This is a genomic window from Candidatus Hadarchaeales archaeon (assembly GCA_038823825.1).
Taxonomy (GTDB): domain Archaea; phylum Hadarchaeota; class Hadarchaeia; order Hadarchaeales; family Hadarchaeaceae; genus JAVZGN01.
Map to the genome: position 1 here is coordinate 111644 of JAWBCC010000002.1, position 17676 is coordinate 129319.

The 17676-nt window shown below is 45.5% G+C and carries 19 protein-coding genes and 2 tRNA genes; 13 read left to right on the forward strand and 8 right to left on the reverse strand.

Going from position 1 to position 17676, the window contains the following annotated elements; translation table 11 throughout:
• The first annotated feature begins 56 nt into the window (after positions 1-56).
• Positions 57-2219 carry an ATP-dependent DNA helicase gene (locus QXF64_03060; GenBank protein MEM1689467.1) on the forward strand — a complete coding sequence of 721 codons (2163 nt, stop codon included), beginning with the start codon at positions 57-59 and terminating at the stop codon, positions 2217-2219.
• Here the strand turns inward: QXF64_03060 and QXF64_03065 are convergent.
• From QXF64_03065 to QXF64_03075, 3 genes are read right to left on the reverse strand one after another with little or no spacing between them, the layout of a single operon-like run.
• The gene (locus tag QXF64_03065; GenBank protein MEM1689468.1) at positions 2209-2709 is read right to left on the reverse strand and encodes a hypothetical protein; all 501 of its coding nucleotides are present in this window, start codon (positions 2707-2709) and stop codon (positions 2209-2211) included. The two genes, QXF64_03060 and QXF64_03065, sit on opposite strands and share 11 nt — an antisense overlap.
• A complete protein-coding gene (locus QXF64_03070; protein ID MEM1689469.1) occupies positions 2675-5080 on the reverse strand; it encodes an AAA family ATPase in 2406 nt (801 codons plus the stop codon). Before QXF64_03070 ends, QXF64_03065 begins: the two co-directional genes overlap by 35 nt.
• Positions 5077-6357: a DNA repair exonuclease gene (locus QXF64_03075; protein ID MEM1689470.1), complete on the reverse strand. Its 1281-nt coding sequence runs from the start codon at positions 6355-6357 to the stop codon at positions 5077-5079. Before QXF64_03075 ends, QXF64_03070 begins: the two co-directional genes overlap by 4 nt.
• A gap of 78 nt (positions 6358-6435) precedes the next feature.
• On the opposite strand from QXF64_03075, the gene QXF64_03080 reads away from it, so the two are divergent.
• From QXF64_03080 to QXF64_03115, 8 genes are read left to right on the forward strand one after another with little or no spacing between them, the layout of a single operon-like run.
• On the forward strand, positions 6436-7665 hold the full coding sequence (locus QXF64_03080; protein MEM1689471.1) for a replication factor C large subunit: 1230 nt from the start codon (positions 6436-6438) through the stop codon (positions 7663-7665).
• Positions 7662-8732 carry a DNA methyltransferase gene (locus QXF64_03085; GenBank protein ID MEM1689472.1) on the forward strand — a complete coding sequence of 357 codons (1071 nt, stop codon included), beginning with the start codon at positions 7662-7664 and terminating at the stop codon, positions 8730-8732. Before QXF64_03080 ends, QXF64_03085 begins: the two co-directional genes overlap by 4 nt.
• A 36-nt stretch (positions 8733-8768) precedes the next feature.
• Positions 8769-9557, forward strand: coding sequence for an ATP/GTP-binding protein (locus QXF64_03090; GenBank protein MEM1689473.1), 789 nt, complete (start codon positions 8769-8771; stop codon positions 9555-9557).
• Complete coding sequence (locus QXF64_03095; GenBank protein ID MEM1689474.1) at positions 9554-10681, forward strand: ADP-ribosylglycohydrolase family protein; 1128 nt, start codon at positions 9554-9556, stop codon at positions 10679-10681. Before QXF64_03090 ends, QXF64_03095 begins: the two co-directional genes overlap by 4 nt.
• Before the next feature lie 26 nt (positions 10682-10707).
• Positions 10708-11520, forward strand: a complete 813-nt coding sequence (locus QXF64_03100; protein ID MEM1689475.1) for an ARMT1-like domain-containing protein — start codon at positions 10708-10710, stop codon at positions 11518-11520.
• 38 nt (positions 11521-11558) lie between these two features.
• Entirely contained in the window at positions 11559-11999 is a 441-nt protein-coding gene (locus QXF64_03105) for a metal-dependent transcriptional regulator (GenBank protein ID MEM1689476.1), read from the forward strand.
• Positions 11996-12742, forward strand: a complete 747-nt coding sequence (locus tag QXF64_03110; GenBank protein MEM1689477.1) for a ZIP family metal transporter — start codon at positions 11996-11998, stop codon at positions 12740-12742. Before QXF64_03105 ends, QXF64_03110 begins: the two co-directional genes overlap by 4 nt.
• A gap of 37 nt (positions 12743-12779) precedes the next feature.
• Positions 12780-13085 carry a GNAT family N-acetyltransferase gene (locus QXF64_03115; protein MEM1689478.1) on the forward strand — a complete coding sequence of 102 codons (306 nt, stop codon included), beginning with the start codon at positions 12780-12782 and terminating at the stop codon, positions 13083-13085.
• 10 nt (positions 13086-13095) lie between these two features.
• Here the strand turns inward: QXF64_03115 and QXF64_03120 are convergent, their stop codons facing one another.
• Entirely contained in the window at positions 13096-13524 is a 429-nt protein-coding gene (locus tag QXF64_03120) for an arsenate reductase ArsC (GenBank protein ID MEM1689479.1), read from the reverse strand.
• A 96-nt stretch (positions 13525-13620) separates the two neighbouring features.
• Here QXF64_03120 and QXF64_03125 point away from each other — a divergent pair.
• Positions 13621-13697, forward strand: a tRNA-Arg gene (locus tag QXF64_03125).
• Between the two features lie 8 nt (positions 13698-13705).
• Here the strand turns inward: QXF64_03125 and QXF64_03130 are convergent.
• The 3 genes from QXF64_03130 to QXF64_03140 all read right to left on the reverse strand — a co-directional run bounded on the left by QXF64_03130 (position 13706) and on the right by QXF64_03140 (position 15682).
• Complete coding sequence (locus QXF64_03130) at positions 13706-14764, reverse strand: mechanosensitive ion channel family protein (GenBank protein ID MEM1689480.1); 1059 nt, start codon at positions 14762-14764, stop codon at positions 13706-13708.
• A gap of 213 nt (positions 14765-14977) precedes the next feature.
• The gene (locus QXF64_03135; GenBank protein ID MEM1689481.1) at positions 14978-15190 is read right to left on the reverse strand and encodes a hypothetical protein; all 213 of its coding nucleotides are present in this window, start codon (positions 15188-15190) and stop codon (positions 14978-14980) included.
• 42 nt (positions 15191-15232) lie between these two features.
• Positions 15233-15682 carry a hypothetical protein gene (locus QXF64_03140; GenBank protein ID MEM1689482.1) on the reverse strand — a complete coding sequence of 150 codons (450 nt, stop codon included), beginning with the start codon at positions 15680-15682 and terminating at the stop codon, positions 15233-15235.
• A gap of 341 nt (positions 15683-16023) precedes the next feature.
• On the opposite strand from QXF64_03140, the gene QXF64_03145 reads away from it, so the two are divergent.
• The 3 genes from QXF64_03145 (at position 16024) to QXF64_03155 (ending at position 17057) form a co-directional block, all read left to right on the forward strand.
• Positions 16024-16099 (forward strand) — tRNA-Gln (locus tag QXF64_03145).
• 18 nt (positions 16100-16117) lie between these two features.
• Positions 16118-16612 (forward strand): CDP-2,3-bis-(O-geranylgeranyl)-sn-glycerol synthase, encoded by a 495-nt coding sequence (locus tag QXF64_03150; protein ID MEM1689483.1) that lies wholly within the window; start codon positions 16118-16120, stop codon positions 16610-16612.
• A gap of 58 nt (positions 16613-16670) precedes the next feature.
• Positions 16671-17057 carry a toprim domain-containing protein gene (locus tag QXF64_03155; protein MEM1689484.1) on the forward strand — a complete coding sequence of 129 codons (387 nt, stop codon included), beginning with the start codon at positions 16671-16673 and terminating at the stop codon, positions 17055-17057.
• Here the strand turns inward: QXF64_03155 and QXF64_03160 are convergent.
• A complete protein-coding gene (locus QXF64_03160) occupies positions 17033-17653 on the reverse strand; it encodes a phosphoribosyltransferase (GenBank protein ID MEM1689485.1) in 621 nt (206 codons plus the stop codon). The two genes, QXF64_03155 and QXF64_03160, sit on opposite strands and share 25 nt — an antisense overlap.
• Between the last annotated feature and the right edge of the window lie 23 nt (positions 17654-17676).

Consider the following 17676-nt stretch of genomic DNA (forward strand, 5'->3'; position numbering starts at 1 on the left):
AGGGCAAACGGTCGAGAAAAAACCCTTATCCTTTCACTCCTTAAATTTTCATTAGAATGGAAATCCAAGACGTCTGTAAAAAGTACAACCTTCCCGAGAAAATAGTGGAAATCCTCGGAGCAGCTGGGATAAGAAAACTCTTCCCACCACAGAAGGAGGCGATAGAAGCGGGAGTCCTTGATGGAAAAAGTCTGGTTCTCTCGGTTCCGACTGCAGCCGGGAAGACCCTCGTCGCCGAACTCTGCATGCTCAAGTCAATCCTGAAGGAAAAGGGAAAGTGCCTCTACGTCGTTCCCCTCCGCGCACTCGCAAGCGAAAAATATGAAGAGTTTAAGCAGAGGTATGAGCAGCTCGGAATACGCGTCGGGATAAGCACTGGAGATTTTGACACGGCTGACCCAAAGCTCGCGATGTATGACATCCTCGTCGCCACTTCAGAGAAGGTTGATTCTCTACTTAGGCACAGGGCGAAGTGGCTTGCCGACATCGTTACCGTCGTAGTTCTTGACGAGATACATCTCCTAAACGACCCGGAACGCGGCCCGACCTTGGAGATCTTGGCCACGAGACTCAGGCAGGTTAATCCTAGGCTCCAGATCCTAGCCCTCAGCGCCACGATAAGAAACTCGGACGAAATTGCCGAGTGGATTGGAGCGGAGCTCGTCTTGAGCGACTGGAGACCGGTCCCGCTTAAAAAAGGAGTTTATCTCGACGGCGAAATAATCTTCGAGGACGGAGAAAGAAGAAAGATAAAGGTTCAAGGTAGCGATTTGGAGACCCTCTCACATGATGTTCTTCAAGAAAAGGGACAGTTGCTCATCTTCGTGAACACTAGAAAATCTTCACAGACGGTCGCCGAGATTTTATCCCCAATTTCCCGTCTTTATCTCTCCCAGGAAGAAAAGCAGAAATTACGCGAGATAGCCAAGGAGATCGAAGGGGCTCTCGGGGAAACGACGAAAACCTGCCGTCTTCTCGCTTCTTGCGTCAGGGATGGGTCCGCCTTTCATCATGCCGGTCTCCACCACCTCCAGCGCAGGGCTGTGGAGAGAGGTTTCAAATCAAATTTGATAAAAATCATTTGCGCGACACCAACTTTGGCGGCAGGAGTCAACCTCCCAGCCAGAAGGGTCATCGTCCGAGACTATCGAAGATATGTGGAACCTTATGGTTTAGTCCCGATTCCTGTGATGGAATTCCACCAGTTCTGCGGGAGAGCCGGAAGACCACAGTACGACAAATTCGGTGAAGCCATCCTTATAACTCACTCCGAAGCTGAAGCCGAAGTCCTCTTGGAAGATTTCATAAAAGCTCCGCCGGAAAGGGTAACCTCAAAACTGGCTACAGAACCAGCCCTCCGCACTCATGTTCTAGCTTCCATCGCGGCAGGCTACGCAACGAACTGGGATTCGATGAGGGATTTTATGCGCAAAACTTTCTTCGCCTTTCAGTTTGGGGTGGAGAGAGTAGAATCCGTTGTTGAAAGAGTGTTAGACTTTCTCGAGAAAAACGAGCTGATAACGGTGAGAGGAGACGTACTCACTCCAACTCCCTTCGGAGAACTTACATCCGCTCTTTACATAGACCCGCTCTCAGCAGTCATAATCCGCGATGGTCTCAAACTTGTCTCGACAACCCCACCTTCCGATGTTGCTTTGCTTCATCTTATTTCGAGCACCCCCGACATGCCCCCTCTCTATCTCGGTGAGAAGGACTATGAGTGGCTCGAGCTGGAATACTCCTCCCACAGATCGGAATTTCTGGTTCCGGTTGAGGAGGAAGATCCCATCCTCTTCGAGCAGTTCCTCGCCAGTCTAAAAACGGCTCTGATGCTCAAGGCTTGGGTTGAAGAAGAAAGGGAAGATGACATTCATGAAAAGTTTGGTGTTGGAGCAGGAGACATAAGGAGAATGGCGGAGACGGCCGAGTGGCTCCTTTACTCCTCCCATCAGATCGCCAAACTCTTTAAAGTGAAGCCAGCTCTAAACCCCCTTCGCAAACTCACCGAGAGAATAAGGTATGGTGTGAAAGAAGAACTCCTTGAACTCGTCCAGCTTGAGGGAATAGGAAGGGTCAGAGCGAGAAGCCTTTTCAGTGGAGGTTTCAAAACTTTGAAAGACATAGCGAAGGCTTCGGAAGCGGAATTGGCTAGTCTCCCCTACATAGGCAAGGAAATCGCAAGAAGCATAAAACGTCAGGTCGAGACACTCACTTCTTGATCTTCATTCGATTTATCAGGTTCTTCAGGAATTTTCTCCACTCCTCTTCGACATCCGGTGGTATGGGTCCTTTTCCGATCCCACCCTCATCGAGGTAGTAAATTTTTCCGTCTTTTTCCCCGAAATTGGACAGCTTCATGTCTAGGACGAACCCAGCTCTCGCCGCTCTCTCAACGAGTTGTGCGATTCTTGTGATGGACACCCGCGTAATTTTGACTGGCTCCACATACTCGTGAAACGAGACAACAACCATTTTCAAGCTGTTTCCAGACCTCAAACCCGTAACAACCGCTCCGTAAAACTCCGGCAGAAAATCGAGCTTTTTCCTTAGCTCCAGATTTTTTTCAACGATTTTCCTGGCCAGCTCTTTTGCATCACCTTCACAGCTGTGAATTTTTAGAACGTAGTCTCCAACTCTGAGGACTGACCGGTAAAGTCCACGTCCCACTTCTTTTTCATCTCCGCGCAGGCATATCAGCTGGGAAGCCATAATGCTCAACCGAAACCTGTTCACAGACGGTCGGTCCGTCTCTTTCTTTATCTCTTGAAAACCTGTAGAGAGTCCCACTCACCGCCGCTTCGAACATGGGATCATGCGTTATCAGTATTATCTGCCTGACGATTCCGGGCAATCTCTCCCTCATAACTCTAGCGAGCTCCTGCACGGATCTTTCGTCAAGGTTGTGTGTAGGTTCATCGAAGACAATCCACTTGAGATTCGGGGCAAAGAGAATGGCTAAGGCAACTCTAAGCGCCAGACATGCGACAGTTCTCTCACCGCCACTTGCAACCCCATCGACGTTTATCCACTCCCCTCCCCTTCTTCTCAACTGCAAAACGTAGTCGTTCTCCTCTGAAAGCAACCTGATCCCAGTGTAATCTCCATATGGGTAGAGATCCGCCCACAGGCTGTTCATTATCTCGTTCACCTCGTTCAAAAATTCCTGCCTCATCTCCGTTTGTACCCTCATCACAACCTGCTGTAGAGCTTTCAAGGCACCGGATAGAGCCAGCCTCACCTCAGCCTCCTTCTCCCACTCTTTGATTGTTTTCCTTTTCTCTTCGATTTCTTGGATTTCCCTCTGCAGTCGATCGATCTCTTTCTCTGCATTTTTCACATCCTGCTGAACTCCACCCAAGCATTGATGGAGATCTCTGCTTTTTTCCTCAAGCTCGGAAAGCTTTTTCTCATCAAACTCTAGCTTTAACTTCGTCAGCTGCTCTTCAAGTGCTTTAGATCGATTTACGTATTCTTCGATCAGCTTCTCTAGCTCTTTCATATCTCTTCTAGTTTTCAACACTTCTAGGATTCTGTTGATTTCTTTCTCGATGTTTTTCTTTTCGTTTTCAAGCATCTGAATTTCTTCTTCGATTGACGACAGTTCCCTTTCTATATTCGGAATTTCCACCTGAATTTCAGAGAGCTTTTCCCTCATCTCAGCAAGCTCTTTTTCTTTCAATTCCAGATCTGCGGTTTCACGTCTGAGAATCTCCTCCTCGTTTGCCTCCCGTCGTAGCTCACGAAGTTTCCCAGAAATTTCAGTCTCCTCATTCTCTAGCAGAGCGATCTTTCTTTTCACCTCTTCCATGTCTGCTCTCTTTTTGTCGATGAGGGAAACTTTCCTTTCTTCTGGTAGCGGATTATCGCAAACCGGACATGTACTTTCGGCTCGCCCAAGCTCGGCAATGGCATTAGAAAGCTCCACTTCTAGGTTTTTGAGTCGGCCGATTTCACCCCCAACACGTTTGAGTTCATTCTCCAGTCTTTCTATCTCTTCCTTCAGTTTTTTTGCAGCGAGTTCCTCAAGCTTTTTTCTCTTCTCACGTTTGACGACCAGTTCTTTCTCAAGTCTCTGAATACCGGCCGTCAGACTTCTACCGTCAGCCAGCAACTCGCTTTTTTTCTGGATGAGTTTTTCTTTTGTTTTGTTCTTTTCCTCGATGAATCCGCTAGTAGTTTTGAACTTACTTTCGAGTTCATCCTTTTTTGAAATCAAAAAATCTTCTGAAACATGAGCCATCTCTCCAAGTGTTTTTCTAGAATTTTCAAGCTGGTTTTTTGCCTGTTCTATTTTTCCCTCGATCTGCCAACGCTCCGTTTTTATTTCCGAGATTTTCTTCTCAATTTCCTTCAAGCGTTGTTGTTCTTTATCAATCTCGTCCAGCTCTTGCGAAATCTTTGCAAGCTCGCGCTTTTTCAGTTCATACTGCTGCTTTATTTCTTCCAAGTTTCTTTTGAATTCCTCAAGCTTTTGAAGCCGCTCATCTTTTTTGAGTGTCTCAGCTTTCTTCTTTGATTCTTCTCCTAAAATTTCAAGCTCTCTTGCCAGAGATCCAAAACCCTTTCTAACCTCCTCAAATTTCGAAAGTCCCAGAAGTTCATCTATTTTTCTTTTCCTGTCTCCAGCCCGCAGCTCCAGAATATAATCGAGCCTATTTTGTTCTGAGTAAACAGCTCTTTCATAAACATCCCTAGTTATCTTCAGAATCTCGCAAACTTTTTCTGTGACCCTTTCAGTACTCCCGCTTATCACCGTGCTCCCATCGGCTTTCCTGAGCTCGGCCCATGTCGTCCCTTTCCCTCGCATGATCGTCCTTTTGACCGAGTACTCAACACCATCTGGAGAGATGAATCCGACCTCGACCTCTCCTCTTTGCTCATTCTTCCTTATCAGATCCTCCAGTTTCACTTTCTTACTTTCAACATCCGAAATCATCCCAAAGAGCGCAAACTCCACAGCCGTAAGAACTGATGTTTTCCCGCTGCCGTTTGGTCCAACCAGAACGTTTGTCCCCTCCTGAAATCTGAGGTGGGTGTCTGCATGCGATCGCCAGTTCTTTATTTTGACCTCGAAGATCATCCGGAACCACCACGAACGAGCTCAGAAACGAGTTCATCCACCATTTTTTTGGCTTCTTCCTCTTTTTTCGCAGCGAGCAACTCAAATAGTCCTCTCATGTCTAGCATCTGAGCGGCCGGAATATCTTTAGCATATTCCAAAAGTAGGAGTATTCCCCTTTCCTCGATGGGAACACCTTTCTCTCTCATGCTCCTCAGCGCAGCAATTCTCTCCTCCAGACCCTTTGCGGTCAGTCTGTCGTGGGATATCTCTAGGATTGCTTCTTTGCCAAATTCTTCAACTAGAATGGATGGATCAAAATCTATTTTCGCCACACCATTTGCCAGCGTTCCCTCCAATCTCAGTTTTATTATCGGAATCTTCTCCGTGTTCTTCCGTGCTCTTTGTAGCAACTCCTTTACCTTATTCCTGCACGTGGTGTAGATTTGTTCAAGTGTAGCATCTCTAAATACCAATCTTTCGTAAAAGAAATCTCTTGGAGACCTTAGCTCGACGAACCTGCGCTGCACGATTTTCCCATCGATGTCAAGTATATAGAATCCCTTTGGGTTGCCGGCTTCTATGTCCGAAAGCTGCGTCCTCTCTGTGCTTCCCGGAATAAGCAAAAGTCTGTTATGGACAGTAGCCTCAGCCCGATAATGAACGTGTCCATCTAGATAGAGGTCAAAACCTGTAGGCAGGTCAGAGAACTGAATGCTTGGTTTTTCCTCAGAGGAAAAAGTGAAGCTCCCTATCGACTGATGTAACAGGAGAACGTTAAATGAGTTCTCCACCGGTTTTGGATTCCAAGCCTTTATCGTCGGCAAAAGATCTCTTTCTGGAACATAGCTCAGCCCGTGTAGTGAAATTCTTTCCCCATTTTTTTCAAAAGTCACAGAATTCGCATTAAGCAATATGAGTTTTCCCGCAGCCTCGAGCGCCTCAACGGGATTTTTTTCACCTCTTGCTCTTCTTTCGTGGTTTCCAAAAATCGCCACGAGCGGAATACCACGCAAAGCTAGCGGAGAGATAGAATCTTCCGGTTTATCAATTGTCTCCACGAGTTTTATCCCACTATTTTCGGCGAGCTGGGGAGAGGTTAGAATTCGAAGAGCTCTAGCCCAGCTCTCCAAGCTTGGCTTACTTCTATCGAAGATATCTCCCAAAACCAGAATAAGATCAGCTCCGGATGTGATGGCTTTTCTAAGAGCCTCCTCTGCCTGGTCGAAGGAATCTTGTTCACGAGTAGTTCCAGATTTCACTCCGAAATGAAAATCAGACATTACAGCGATTCTCATCAGAGTAAAATTCACGCGAAGTGCTTTAATTTTTGCTTACGTGCCGGATTAAAACCCAAAAAGGAGAAATTAACATTGATGACGGAAATTTGGGTTGATAAACATTCTCCAAAAAGCTTGGCTGAGGTCGTGGGGCAGGCAGCCGCGATCGAGAAGATGAAAGCCTGGGCTAGAGAGTGGAAAAAGAAAACCCCAGCGAAGAAAGCCTTGCTTCTTTACGGACCACCGGGAACTGGAAAGACGATATCCGCAATTCTGCTTGCAAAAGAAATGGGGTGGGAGTATGTGGAGATGAATGCAAGCGACGAGCGGACGCTTTCCGCGGTTAGGAGAATTGCCGGAGAAGCCTCTAGGGCCGGGACTCTGTTTGAAGGAGCGGCTGGCAGAAGACTCCTGATAATCGACGAAGCAGATAATATTCACGGAACTGCAGATCGCGGCGGTTACGCTGCTCTTAGAGAAATTCTCAACGAGACGAGAAACCCAATAATTCTCATCGCTAACGATCTTTATGCGGTGCCGGCAGATATCCGTGCGCTCTGTCTACCTATCGTTTTCCGGAGGATTCAGAAACCACTCATAGTCAAAAGACTAGCAACGATAGCCCAGAGAGAGAAAATAAGGGCAGATCAGGAAGCTCTTGAAATGATTGCGAACATATCGGAAGGAGATATGCGCTCAGCCATTCACGATCTTCAGGTCGCAGCTTTTGGAAAGAAAACTCTCACGAAGGATGACGTGATAATTGCAAGGAGAAACCGTGAAAAAACGATTTTCGATGCTCTGAGCGCTATTCTCGGAAGTAAGAGTGCGAAAATCGCCAGAACCGCTTTGTGGGACGCAGATCTTTCACCGGACGAAGCATTTGCTTGGATCGTTGAAAACGTTCCAAAGGTTGTAAAGGATCCTGAGTCGCTTGTAAAAGTTTATGAAGTTCTTTCGAAGGCGGACAAATTTTTTGGTTATTCTAGGAGTTCGTACAAATTCTGGAGTTTTGCGTCAGATATGATGACTGCCGGTGTGGCGGTTAGTAAAGGAGAAGAGCTTCAATTCTCAAAATTCCAGCCGTCTTCGTGGATAAGGAAGATGGCACAAACAATGAAAACAAGAAACATTCGCAATTCCGTTGCCAAAAAGCTTGCGCGCAAATGTCATACCTCCTCCAGAGTTGTGAAAAAGGATTTTCTGCCTTATCTACCTATAATGCTTGGCGGCAAACCGGAGCGTTTACAACATTTGGCTAGAGAACTGGAGTTGAACGAAGAAGAAATAGAATTTCTCAAGTCGCTAAGGGCAGGGAAGTCATGAAAATTTCCAAAAAATTACAGTTTGGCAAGTTTGTTACGCCCATACCAGATAAGCAAAGACCCGTTTATCGTTGGTTTCAGCTGAAGGAGTCATTCTCGAGCCATCTCGTTCTTACGCTTTTAGATCTCTGGAAGCCAGACCGGAACTCGCTAGTTTTAGATCCTTTCTGTGGAGCTGGTACGACATTGCTCGCCTGCAAGGAGGCAGGATTGTCCAGCATAGGTTTTGACGTTCATCCTCTTTTTTTGTTCGCGTCTCGCGTGAAAACGTCCGATTATGATTTGGCGAGGCTTCACCAACTAATGAATGAAATAATCGCGGTTGAGGTAGAGCCCGGCGAAATCGCTCCAGAATGGGTTAGAAAATTCTTTCCGCCAAAAATCCCTGAACTGATCTTAAGTTTAAAGGAAAAAATTTTGAAGCTTGAAGAAAGGGAGAGAAATTTCTTTCTGCTTGCTCTTATGAAGGCAGCTCTTCATTGCAGTTGGGCGGAAGTAGACGGTGCAGTTCTCAAGGTTAGAAAGAGAAAGGTGAAGCCACTCTTAACAATTTTTAAAGAGGTAACCGAAGGGATGCTCGAGGATTTAAGGAATCTTCCCACAAAACCAGCGAAAGTAAGGATAGAGAGGTGTGATGCCAGGAGGATGAATCTTCCCGACGAGAGCATTGATATAACCATAACGTCTCCGCCATACTTATTCAAGGGTGAGTACATAAGAGCATACAAGATCGAGGAGTGGATTTTGGATGTCCAAACAAATATAGAAAGTTTCTTTGGTGGTTGGGCTGACGATTCAAGTCCAGAAGAGTATTTCTCAGATATGGCGAGATTCATGGAGGAACTTTTCAGAGTTTCTCGTTCTGCAGCCAAAGTCTGTTTGGTGATCTCCGACGGTTGTTCGAAGAGGGGTGTTGTGAAAGTGATCGAAAAGGTTTCAGAAATTGCCAAGGATGTTGGCTTCTCCGTGAAGAAGGCGATACTCGTCAATGAAAGATGGTGCACGACGCCATCGAGGCGGAAGCTCGGCAAAGCAGGGGAATATCTACTCATGCTGGAGAAAAAATAAAGAAAGGTTGTGGGATAATCTTTTTCTGGCATCGGTATGTCCAACTTCGTGTACATTCTTGGTCCGGCCGGCTGTGGAAAATCTACCCTAACAGCCGTGTTATACGAGACTATGAGAGCCGCAGGTCTGGAAGTTTTGTCCGTTAACTTAGACCCTGGAGCCGAGTGGCTTCCATATACGCCCGAGATAGACATAAGAAAGGATATCTCACTTCGCGAGGTAATGAGGGAGTTCAGGCTCGGACCGAATGGTGCTCTCGTAGTCTCTGTAGATCTCATCGTCGACCATATTCCAAAAATTAGAGAGATTATCTCAAAATGGAACCCCGACTACGTGTTGGTGGACACTCCGGGACAAATGGAGCTATTCGCGTTCAGGGATACCGGTCCAATGGTCGTGCGTGCCTTTACCGAGAAAGGTACTCCTCTAATTCTCTTTCTAATCGATGCATTTCTGGCCCGCAGCCCGAGCTCTTTCATATCGATGTTAATGCTTTCGACATCGGTTCTAAGCCGTTTCAGGGTAGCACAGCTGAACGTTCTGACAAAGGCAGATTTGCTCGACGAAAAAACCGTGGAGGAGATATCAGACTGGGTGAACAGAAAAGATGCTCTTTTAGAAAAGCTCGAAAGTGAGGAAAATCCACTGAACAGAGAGAACACAAAAATGATATTGGAGGCTGTAGAGAAGATGGGCCTAGCAGGAGAGCTGCTTCCGATTTCCGCAACTGAGAATAAAGGAATTGTTGAACTCGTGAGCTTGATCGAGAGAAGTTTTGCGGCAGAAACACGTCTGGACGTTCAAGAGGAGGTGGAAAAGTTTTGACTCGGCTTGAAAAGTTTGTCGGTGGCATGATCGGCGCCGCAGTCGGCGACGCGACCGGCAGACCTTTTGAAGGCTCTGCATCGGTCACAAAAGAAGAGATAGAAAAAATGATCTCATCCTCTTCGGTTTTGACAGTCACAGATGACACGCTGATGTCGCTAGATGTTGCAAGATCGATCGTGGAAAAAGGTAAAGTGGACCCAGATGATCTCATCGAAAAATTCGTTCTGAGTTATGACCCAGCCCGTGGTTACGGTATCACCACAACATTGGTTTTGGAAAAAGTGAAGAATGGGGCAGATTGGAGAGAAGTAACCAGAAAAGTGGCTGAAGGAGGTTCTTGGGGAAACGGAGCAGCCATGCGTGTCTTGCCAGTTGGACTTTTCTTTTGCGATGATATGACTGCCCTTTTCGAGGCAGCCGAGCAGTCGAGCATTGTCACACACTTTCATCCGCTCGCAGTTGAGGGTGCAAAGCTTCAGGCAAAAGCCGTTGCTCTTGCCGCCACCACGGATTTTTCGGAGTTCGACAGATTTGATTTCCTGAACTCTCTCGTCGAAGGTCTAAACTCTGAAGCCTACGTGGAGAAGCTAAAAAAGATTGAGGAGTTCTTAAAGCATGGAGCCTCTAAGAAAGAAGTAGTGTCTCAGTTAGGGAACGGAAGCGAGGCTCTGAACTCCGTCCCAACTGCGATTTATACGTTTTTGGCAAACGCCGGAGATTTCAGGGCAACGATTTTGCAAGCGGTCTCGCTCGGTGGCGATGCCGACACCATTGCAAGCATGAGTGGTGGAATAGCAGGAACTCTTCTAGGTATACACAAAATACCGGAGGAGTGGACGAAAAAACTTGAGATGCGAGAGGAGATCGAAAAGGTTGCAAAAGATCTCTTCTTCTCTCACGTGCGAAAGGTTCTTGGAGAGAGGTGTGAAATCTGTTTAAGCGAAGAAGCCGTCGAGGTCTGCAAACTCGATGAGGAAGCCGGCAACGATGTCTCTAACTTCATTCTTCTCTGTCGCACTTGCCGCAGGGAAATGGAAAGAGAAAAGGAGGAGTTCTTCGCAAAACCCAGAAAGTACGGGAAGTATCGTGCAATTTACAGGAAGGCGCATAAGAGAAAATGAACAACTAAAATCGATGAGATATGCGCATGGGGAAAGATTGCCCAAGATGTCTCAGATGGCTTGCCAAGCTAACAGTAGATTTAGCCTCTCATGACCCCAATCTGAAAAAGGAAATGATGAGAATGGCTGAGGAAATAATTTCGAGCTATCCACCCTCATCGGTTCCGTCTGATGTTTCCAACGAATTTCTCAAGATGATTTATAGAGTATCCAGAAACCCGGATCCGTTCAGAGAAAGAAAGATTGAGGAAATGAAAAGAGCGAAAGAGATAGTCGCTAAATTCGGTGAGTTGCGTGACTTGAAAAAACTCGTTGAGGTGGCGGCGATCGGAAACTCGCTTGACTTCTTTTTGCCTGTTTCCTCCTTGGAAAGAGCGGTAATAGAAAAAATCGAATTCGCGCTGGACGATAGGGATGAACTTGAGCGCAGGTTAGAAAAAGCAAATAAGGTTCTTTACATCGCCGACAATGCAGGGGAAGTTTTCTTTGATATACCATTTTTGAAATTCTTGTCGGAAAGGGCGCATGTTTACTACGCTGTTAAGGAAAAACCGATTCAAAACGATTTGTCCATGATTGATTTAAAGGGAGTGGAAATACCAGCTGAGGTTATACCCTCTTCTCCAACTGTTGGAGTTTACCTTTCGCTGGCGAAAGATTCCTTTAAGCAGGCTTTCAACTCTGCCGATATAATCATCTCCAAAGGAATGGGAAATTATGAAACGCTCTCGGAACTCGATCTCGGCAACAGATGTTTTTACATTCTTAGAGCCAAATGTCGTCCAGTTGCGGAATCGCTCGGGGTGGAGAAAGGAAGCTATGTAGCCGCATTCGTATAAGTCTATAAATTTAGGATTCACCTAAATTTTTGGAGATTATGGGAGTTATACAGCTAACGGAGAATGAAGTAAAATACCTGAAGGAGATATACAGGCGACGTTGCGAGGACTTTCAGAGTGTTCGTACTTCCCAGCTGGCGAAATCTCTTGGGGTCAATCCGGCTACGGTGACGGAAGTCATCCAGAGCCTTTCAAGAAAAAACCTCCTTAAATACAGGCGTTATCGCGAAGTAAAGCTCACGATGGCCGGCATACGGGAGGCCAGGAAGCTTCTTAGAAAGCATAGACTACTAGAAATTCTCTTTGTCGGGCAGTTGGGGTGTGATGTCCGGACGGCTTGTAAAGAAGCATCCAAGTTGGATTATAGGGTCTCGATGGAAATCATTAATGCGATCTGCAGGCTTAACAATCATCCAACGGTTTGTCCATGTGGGAAGGAGATTTTTGAGGATTCGCGGTGTAGGAGGATCTCAAAATGATCAAAATTTTATGGATTTTGTTGATGACATTCATAATAAGCCTGATATCTTTCGTTGGCGCAATTACTTTGATTTTATCTGAAAAGTTGTTGAAGAGGCTTCTTCTTGTGCTAGTTGGGTTTGCCGCCGGAGCACTTATCGGTGGAGCATTTTTTCACCTGCTCCCGGAAGCGATAGAAGCTGAAACTTTGGGTTCGGAAACAGTATTTTCATTTCTAGTCTTTGGCTTTGTTTTGTTTTTGATTCTAGAAAAATTGCTCTGGCGACATTGCCACGACAGAGCTTGTCCAATTCATACTTTCGCTTACCTCAATCTGCTTGGAGACGGTGTTCATAACTTCATTGACGGTTTAATCATTGCCGGTAGTTTTGCTGTCAGCATCCCGCTCGGTCTGACTTCCTCTTTTGCCGTAGCAGCTCATGAAATTCCTCAAGAGATGGGGGATTTTGGTGTGATAGTTTACGGCGGGATCAAACCACGTCGAGCTCTTTTTCTCAATTTTTTGTCGGCGCTCACAGCTGTAGCCGGAGGTTTAGCTGGATACTTCTTTCTTCCATACCTTGGTGATGCCAAAGTTTTGCTTCTTTCCTTTGCCGCTGGAGGTTTTCTCTATATAGCTGCATCTGATTTGGTTCCCGAACTGCACAAAGAAACAGACAAATTCAACACCATCGTTTCCTTCTCATTATTTTTGCTTGGTCTTCTCCTTATGGGGATTCTCAGGTTCGTTTTTCATCATTGAAAAGCATTTTTAAGGGTTTCAGGATGAGTTTTACCATATGCACATAGAAAAAACGTGTGAAGGAGATATACACAGGTACGAGTGCTGGAATTCTTCTTCAGTAATAGCCGTAGCTATCGTTCGTGAGGACGAAAGCGTCCACATATTAGAGATAAACGTCAATAGGGAGTGGCGTGGACATGGAATCGGTTCCTGGCTCCTAAAGGTGATAAAAGATGATTTCAATGGTAAGAGGATAACTGTAGAGGTTTTTAGGGAAAGAGAAAGTTGGTATGAAAAGAACGGATTCAGACGCGTTGGCGAGAAGGGCCATCTGATCGTCATGGAGTTTGCCGGATTCTAGCAGATGCTTTTTAACATGTCTCGTTTGATTTAATGAATCTAATCTTATTCTCTTTGATCCTGCGAATTAAATCGAGAACTCTACTTTTTATTTCGTCACGGATTTTCCTAGCCTCTCGTAAAGGCATTCTTGCTGGATCTGGTAGATTCCATTTCTCAACATGCTTTGCGAAAACTACTGGACATGTATATCCGCTGCAGACGATTATCGCAACATCAACACCGCGCTGAATGTCAATCGTGAGTAGCCTTGGTTTTTTTCCACTAATGTCTATTTCCTCCTCAAGCATGAGTTTGAGCGCATTGGGATGAATTTCATCTGCAGGTTCTAAACCCGCACTTATCGCCCTCCACCCTTTCGGTGCATATTTATTGAAATATGCCTCAGCAATTTGGCTTCTGAATCTGTTTTCAGTACATATGAAGAGAACTACTCTCAATCTCCACCAATCCTCCTTTTTCAGATTTCTTCATAAACATGTGTCTATAACTAGACGAAAGTCAAAATAATGGTTGTGGGGAGCCGAGAAAAACTCGGGCCCGTAGTCTAGCCTGGATAGGACGCAGGCCTGCGGAGCCTGTGACCGGGGTTCGAATCCCCGCGGGCCCGCCAGAAAAATTTTATTTGCTCTTTTCCTCAAGATAAACAACTCTAGTCGGATACGGAATGACAATTCCCTCTTTTTTGTAACGTTTGTAGAGTTCCTTCATGAACTCATGCGTTAGTGGGAACTGTTGCTTGAATTCTTTAACCCTCAAAACCACGTTGAAATTTATTCCCGATTCTCCAAAAGAAGTGTATCTCAGCAACGGTTTGAAACCTGACAACTTGATCCCGAGTTTTTTCATAACATCCTCGGCTACCTCCAAGGTCACTCTCTCGACTTTTTCGAGATCACTTCCGTAGCTAACGGTGACAGGAATCACAAAATTCATTTCCGTTTGGGGCTCTGAGTAATTTTTAATGATGGACGAGACAAGCTTCGAGTTGGGTATTATTATGACGTTGTCCGGAAGCTCTTTTATCTTGGTTGACCTCCATCCAATGTCGACCACATATCCTCTCTGTCCAGTCTCAAGCTCGATGAAATCCCCGATTTTTATAGGATGTTCGGAGATGATGTACATTCCAGCAAAAAACTGAGAGAGAGTTTCTTGAAGGGCGAAGGCGACTGCTATCCCAGCTATTCCCAGTCCGGCGACGAGCGCGGTCACATTTACTCCAAGTATGTGGAGAACGAGTATGAACGCGATAACATAGACGAAAATGTTCACTAGTTTTGAGAAAATAGGTATTGCTCCTTTCAGGGAAGGTTTCTGACTAGCGTAATGAGAAAGAAGTCTTCCTATCGCTTTCGTCACAATGGATGCCGAAATAACGACTATGAGGACCAAGATAAGAAGAGAGATGTAATTTCTGATGTTTTCAGAAAACAGCGCCTCGCGCCATAGAATAAAATGGAGCCCAACTAGCGAGAAAACGGTCAAAATCGCCAGCCTAATTTTTTTGATGATTATTTCTTCTACTTCCCGTCTACTTTTTCTCCAGATCAGTCGCAGGGCTGCTCCAAGCAGAAACGTGAAAATGTAGCCCGCAGCTAGGAAAGTAGCGAATATGACGATAAGCCTTATCCACCCTCCAATATAACCGAGCCACTCCACTATTTTCTCGAGCATCATGCAAATTTTACATCATTGGTTCTCATAAAAAATATGCTGCAGAAACCTTTAAACAGGCGTAGAATAATTTGCAGATTTCGGGAGCAAAGTGAACCAAGAAAACAGATGGATATATCCTCTGATGGGTTTCATGATAAATCTCCTGCTCGGGACGATATACAGCTGGAGCGTGTTTCGGATTCCACTTGAGGAAGAGTTAGGGTGGAGCTCCTTTCAGTCATCACTCCCATTTGCGGTTTTCTTGACAAGCTTCGCAATTTTCACACCGATCAGCTGGAAGCTTATAAGAAGGTTTGGATATACAAAAACTTCCTTAGTTGGTTCGCTTGTCTGCGGAATCGGCTGGCTATTCGGAGCATTTGCGAAATCAAATCCGAACATTCTGATTATTTCATCCCTTGTCGCTGGAGCAGGAACGGGAAGCATATATCTTATTCCGATCGCAATCGTAAAACGAAAATTTGCCTCTTATGGAGGTCTGGCGATAGGGATAGTCGCTATGGGATTTGGATTTTCTCCAGTTCTTATGGCTCCTCTCTCTAGACTGATGATTGTTAAGTTTGGGGTTTTCAGAACTTTCTTCTGGTTAGGGTCCATGTTTATAGTTTGTTTACCCTTTTTCTTTCTCAACATTACTTCTGGGGAGAACATTGAGCCAGTTCCGAGTGTGTCTTCTAAAAAAGTTTTGAAATCAGGAAAGTTTTGGATGCTTTGGACATCGCTCGCGCTCGGTACAATCGGTGGGCTTTTGGCAGTGTCTCTGTCCGCAAAGTATGGGCAGGAAGTGATATTTCTAGATCCTTCCTCCGCCAGCTTTATGACCTCTCTTTTCGCGATTTTCAACGGGCTCGGCGGACCAATCGCTGGATTTATCTGTGACAGATCTGGTGTGAGATCCGGCGCGATTCTATTTTTCACGATATCTGCTTTTTCTTCAATCTTAGCTTCGCAGGCGACAAATCTTTTTCTGTATGCAATTTCCTTCTCCGCTCTCTGGTTCGTTTTTGGTGGATGGTTTTCAATATTTCCGTTAGCAACCTCGGAATTTCTCTCCGGAAATTTTGACGAACTTTATAGTTTGGTTTTTACGGGCTATGGGGTTGGTGCGATTCTCTCCAGCCTGCTGGATTATATGGGAGTAGTTTGGAGCTTTTCTTGGGTCTTCTTCCTGATTTTTGTTCTTTCTCTGGCAGCAGCAGTGCTTTTTTACAAAATTAGTGGGAAAACATCAAATATGCCGGTGTATGATGTAAATCTGGAGCCCCGTGGTGTAGCGGTCAAGCATGCAGGCCTTTGGAGCCTGCGACGCCGGTTCGAATCCGGCCGGGGCTACCATGAGGGATGAAATCCGTGATGCTCAGTCTAGTAGGAGAAGCCCTGTGGTTTATCCTGCCCGCATATTTTGCGAACGCTTCCCCCGTGATTTTTGGGGGAGGAAGACCCATCGATGGTGGAAGGAAGTTTAGGGATGGGCGGCCGATTTTCGGCCCGGGCAAAACCGTGAGAGGATTTCTTGGAGGGCTTTCAGTAGGTACGATTATTGGTGGGTTTCAGACCCTCACAACAAACAATTTGGGACTGCTTCCACTTGCTTTTCTTTTGTCACTTGGAGCGCTCTGTGGAGATCTCTTCGGAAGCTTTGTCAAGCGCAGATTGGGTTTCGAAAGAGGCAGACCGTTTCCCCTGCTAGATCAGCTCGGGTTCCTTCTTTTTGCAGTCATATTTGCTTTGCCATTACGTGTTCCATCTCTTTCGATTTTCATCATTCTTCTAGTAATAACTCCAATCATTCATCTGCTAGCCAACTGTTTTGCTTATTCACTTGGACTGAAAAAAGAGCCATACTGAAATACAAGTTTTTTGAAAAACCAATTTTTATATCCAAAGCCTGACAGATAGATTAAAGATGAACGAAGAAATTTTGCAGGAAATCGAAGATACTCTGCAAGAGCTTAGTAGGCTGGCTTCCGACGGGGCCGTCATAGTAGTGGAGGGAAAAAAGGATGTCTTTTCCCTCTCCAAACTCGGAATAAACGGTAGATTTTTCACCGTCATGAATGGTAGCAGCATGGTAAATAATATGGACGAGCTCATGAAAGAGCGAGAGGTAATCGTTCTCATGGACTTCGATAGGCGAGGCCGAGAGATGGTTTCGTTCTGCAAGCGTCACCTAAGCGGAGTAAAAAATCTTCACCTGAACACTGAAATATGGGAGAAGCTGAAAAGCTTGGTCGGAAAATACGTCAAAGACGTGGAGGGTCTGGCTTCCTATCTTGACTCAAGGAGATCCTGATTTTTCATCCATTTCAAAAATTTTTCTACAAGTTCTTGTTTTAACCCAATTTTTAGAAGAGCTTCTTCTATCTCCTCTTGGCTTTTACCATTTTTCTTCAACCTAGCGACCATCTTGGATATGGTTTCAAACAGCTCGTGCGGAAACCATATCCAAGCATCTGTTTCTCGCGCATAGAAATCTGGGACAACAACTGACCAAGGCTTGCAATAGAGAGCACAGATTTTGACTTCCCTTACTCCGCTCTCGAGCAGATGCTCCTTGACTAGCTGGAGACTCTTTCCCGAATCTGCAATGTCATCTATCAGGAGAACCCTTTTCCCACTCACGTCGATTGGGAGAGGCTGGGTTATCTGCGGTTTTGGAGTAGTCTTATAGATGTCGATATAATGTTCGACCTTTATGGTGGCGATATTCGGATTTTCTAAAAGGTCCGAGAGAATCCTCCCGGGGATCCAACCACCACGGGAGATCGCAACCAGAATGTCCGGCTTGAAGCCACTTCTCTTTATTTTTTCTGCGACCTCTAAACAGAGTTTATAAATTTCATCCCAGCTTGGAACTTCATGTTTGTCAGGCGGTGTGCCTTCGGACATCCGTTTTATTTTCGATTCTGATT

Coding starts and splice junctions, on each gene's coding strand:
- QXF64_03060 (MEM1689467.1), top strand. CDS start 57: ATGGAAATCCAAGACGTCTGTAAAAAGTACAACCTTCCCGAGAAAATA.
- QXF64_03065 (MEM1689468.1), bottom strand. CDS start 2,709: ATGGCTTCCCAGCTGATATGCCTGCGCGGAGATGAAAAAGAAGTGGGA.
- QXF64_03070 (MEM1689469.1), bottom strand. CDS start 5,080: ATGATCTTCGAGGTCAAAATAAAGAACTGGCGATCGCATGCAGACACC.
- QXF64_03075 (MEM1689470.1), bottom strand. CDS start 6,357: ATGAGAATCGCTGTAATGTCTGATTTTCATTTCGGAGTGAAATCTGGA.
- QXF64_03080 (MEM1689471.1), top strand. CDS start 6,436: ATGACGGAAATTTGGGTTGATAAACATTCTCCAAAAAGCTTGGCTGAG.
- QXF64_03085 (MEM1689472.1), top strand. CDS start 7,662: ATGAAAATTTCCAAAAAATTACAGTTTGGCAAGTTTGTTACGCCCATA.
- QXF64_03090 (MEM1689473.1), top strand. CDS start 8,769: ATGTCCAACTTCGTGTACATTCTTGGTCCGGCCGGCTGTGGAAAATCT.
- QXF64_03100 (MEM1689475.1), top strand. CDS start 10,708: ATGGGGAAAGATTGCCCAAGATGTCTCAGATGGCTTGCCAAGCTAACA.
- QXF64_03105 (MEM1689476.1), top strand. CDS start 11,559: ATGGGAGTTATACAGCTAACGGAGAATGAAGTAAAATACCTGAAGGAG.
- QXF64_03110 (MEM1689477.1), top strand. CDS start 11,996: ATGATCAAAATTTTATGGATTTTGTTGATGACATTCATAATAAGCCTG.
- QXF64_03115 (MEM1689478.1), top strand. CDS start 12,780: ATGCACATAGAAAAAACGTGTGAAGGAGATATACACAGGTACGAGTGC.
- QXF64_03130 (MEM1689480.1), bottom strand. CDS start 14,764: ATGATGCTCGAGAAAATAGTGGAGTGGCTCGGTTATATTGGAGGGTGG.
- QXF64_03135 (MEM1689481.1), bottom strand. CDS start 15,190: ATGCTTCCCGTTCCTGCTCCAGCGACAAGGGATGAAATAATCAGAATG.
- QXF64_03150 (MEM1689483.1), top strand. CDS start 16,118: ATGCTCAGTCTAGTAGGAGAAGCCCTGTGGTTTATCCTGCCCGCATAT.
- QXF64_03155 (MEM1689484.1), top strand. CDS start 16,671: ATGAACGAAGAAATTTTGCAGGAAATCGAAGATACTCTGCAAGAGCTT.
- QXF64_03160 (MEM1689485.1), bottom strand. CDS start 17,653: ATGTCCGAAGGCACACCGCCTGACAAACATGAAGTTCCAAGCTGGGAT.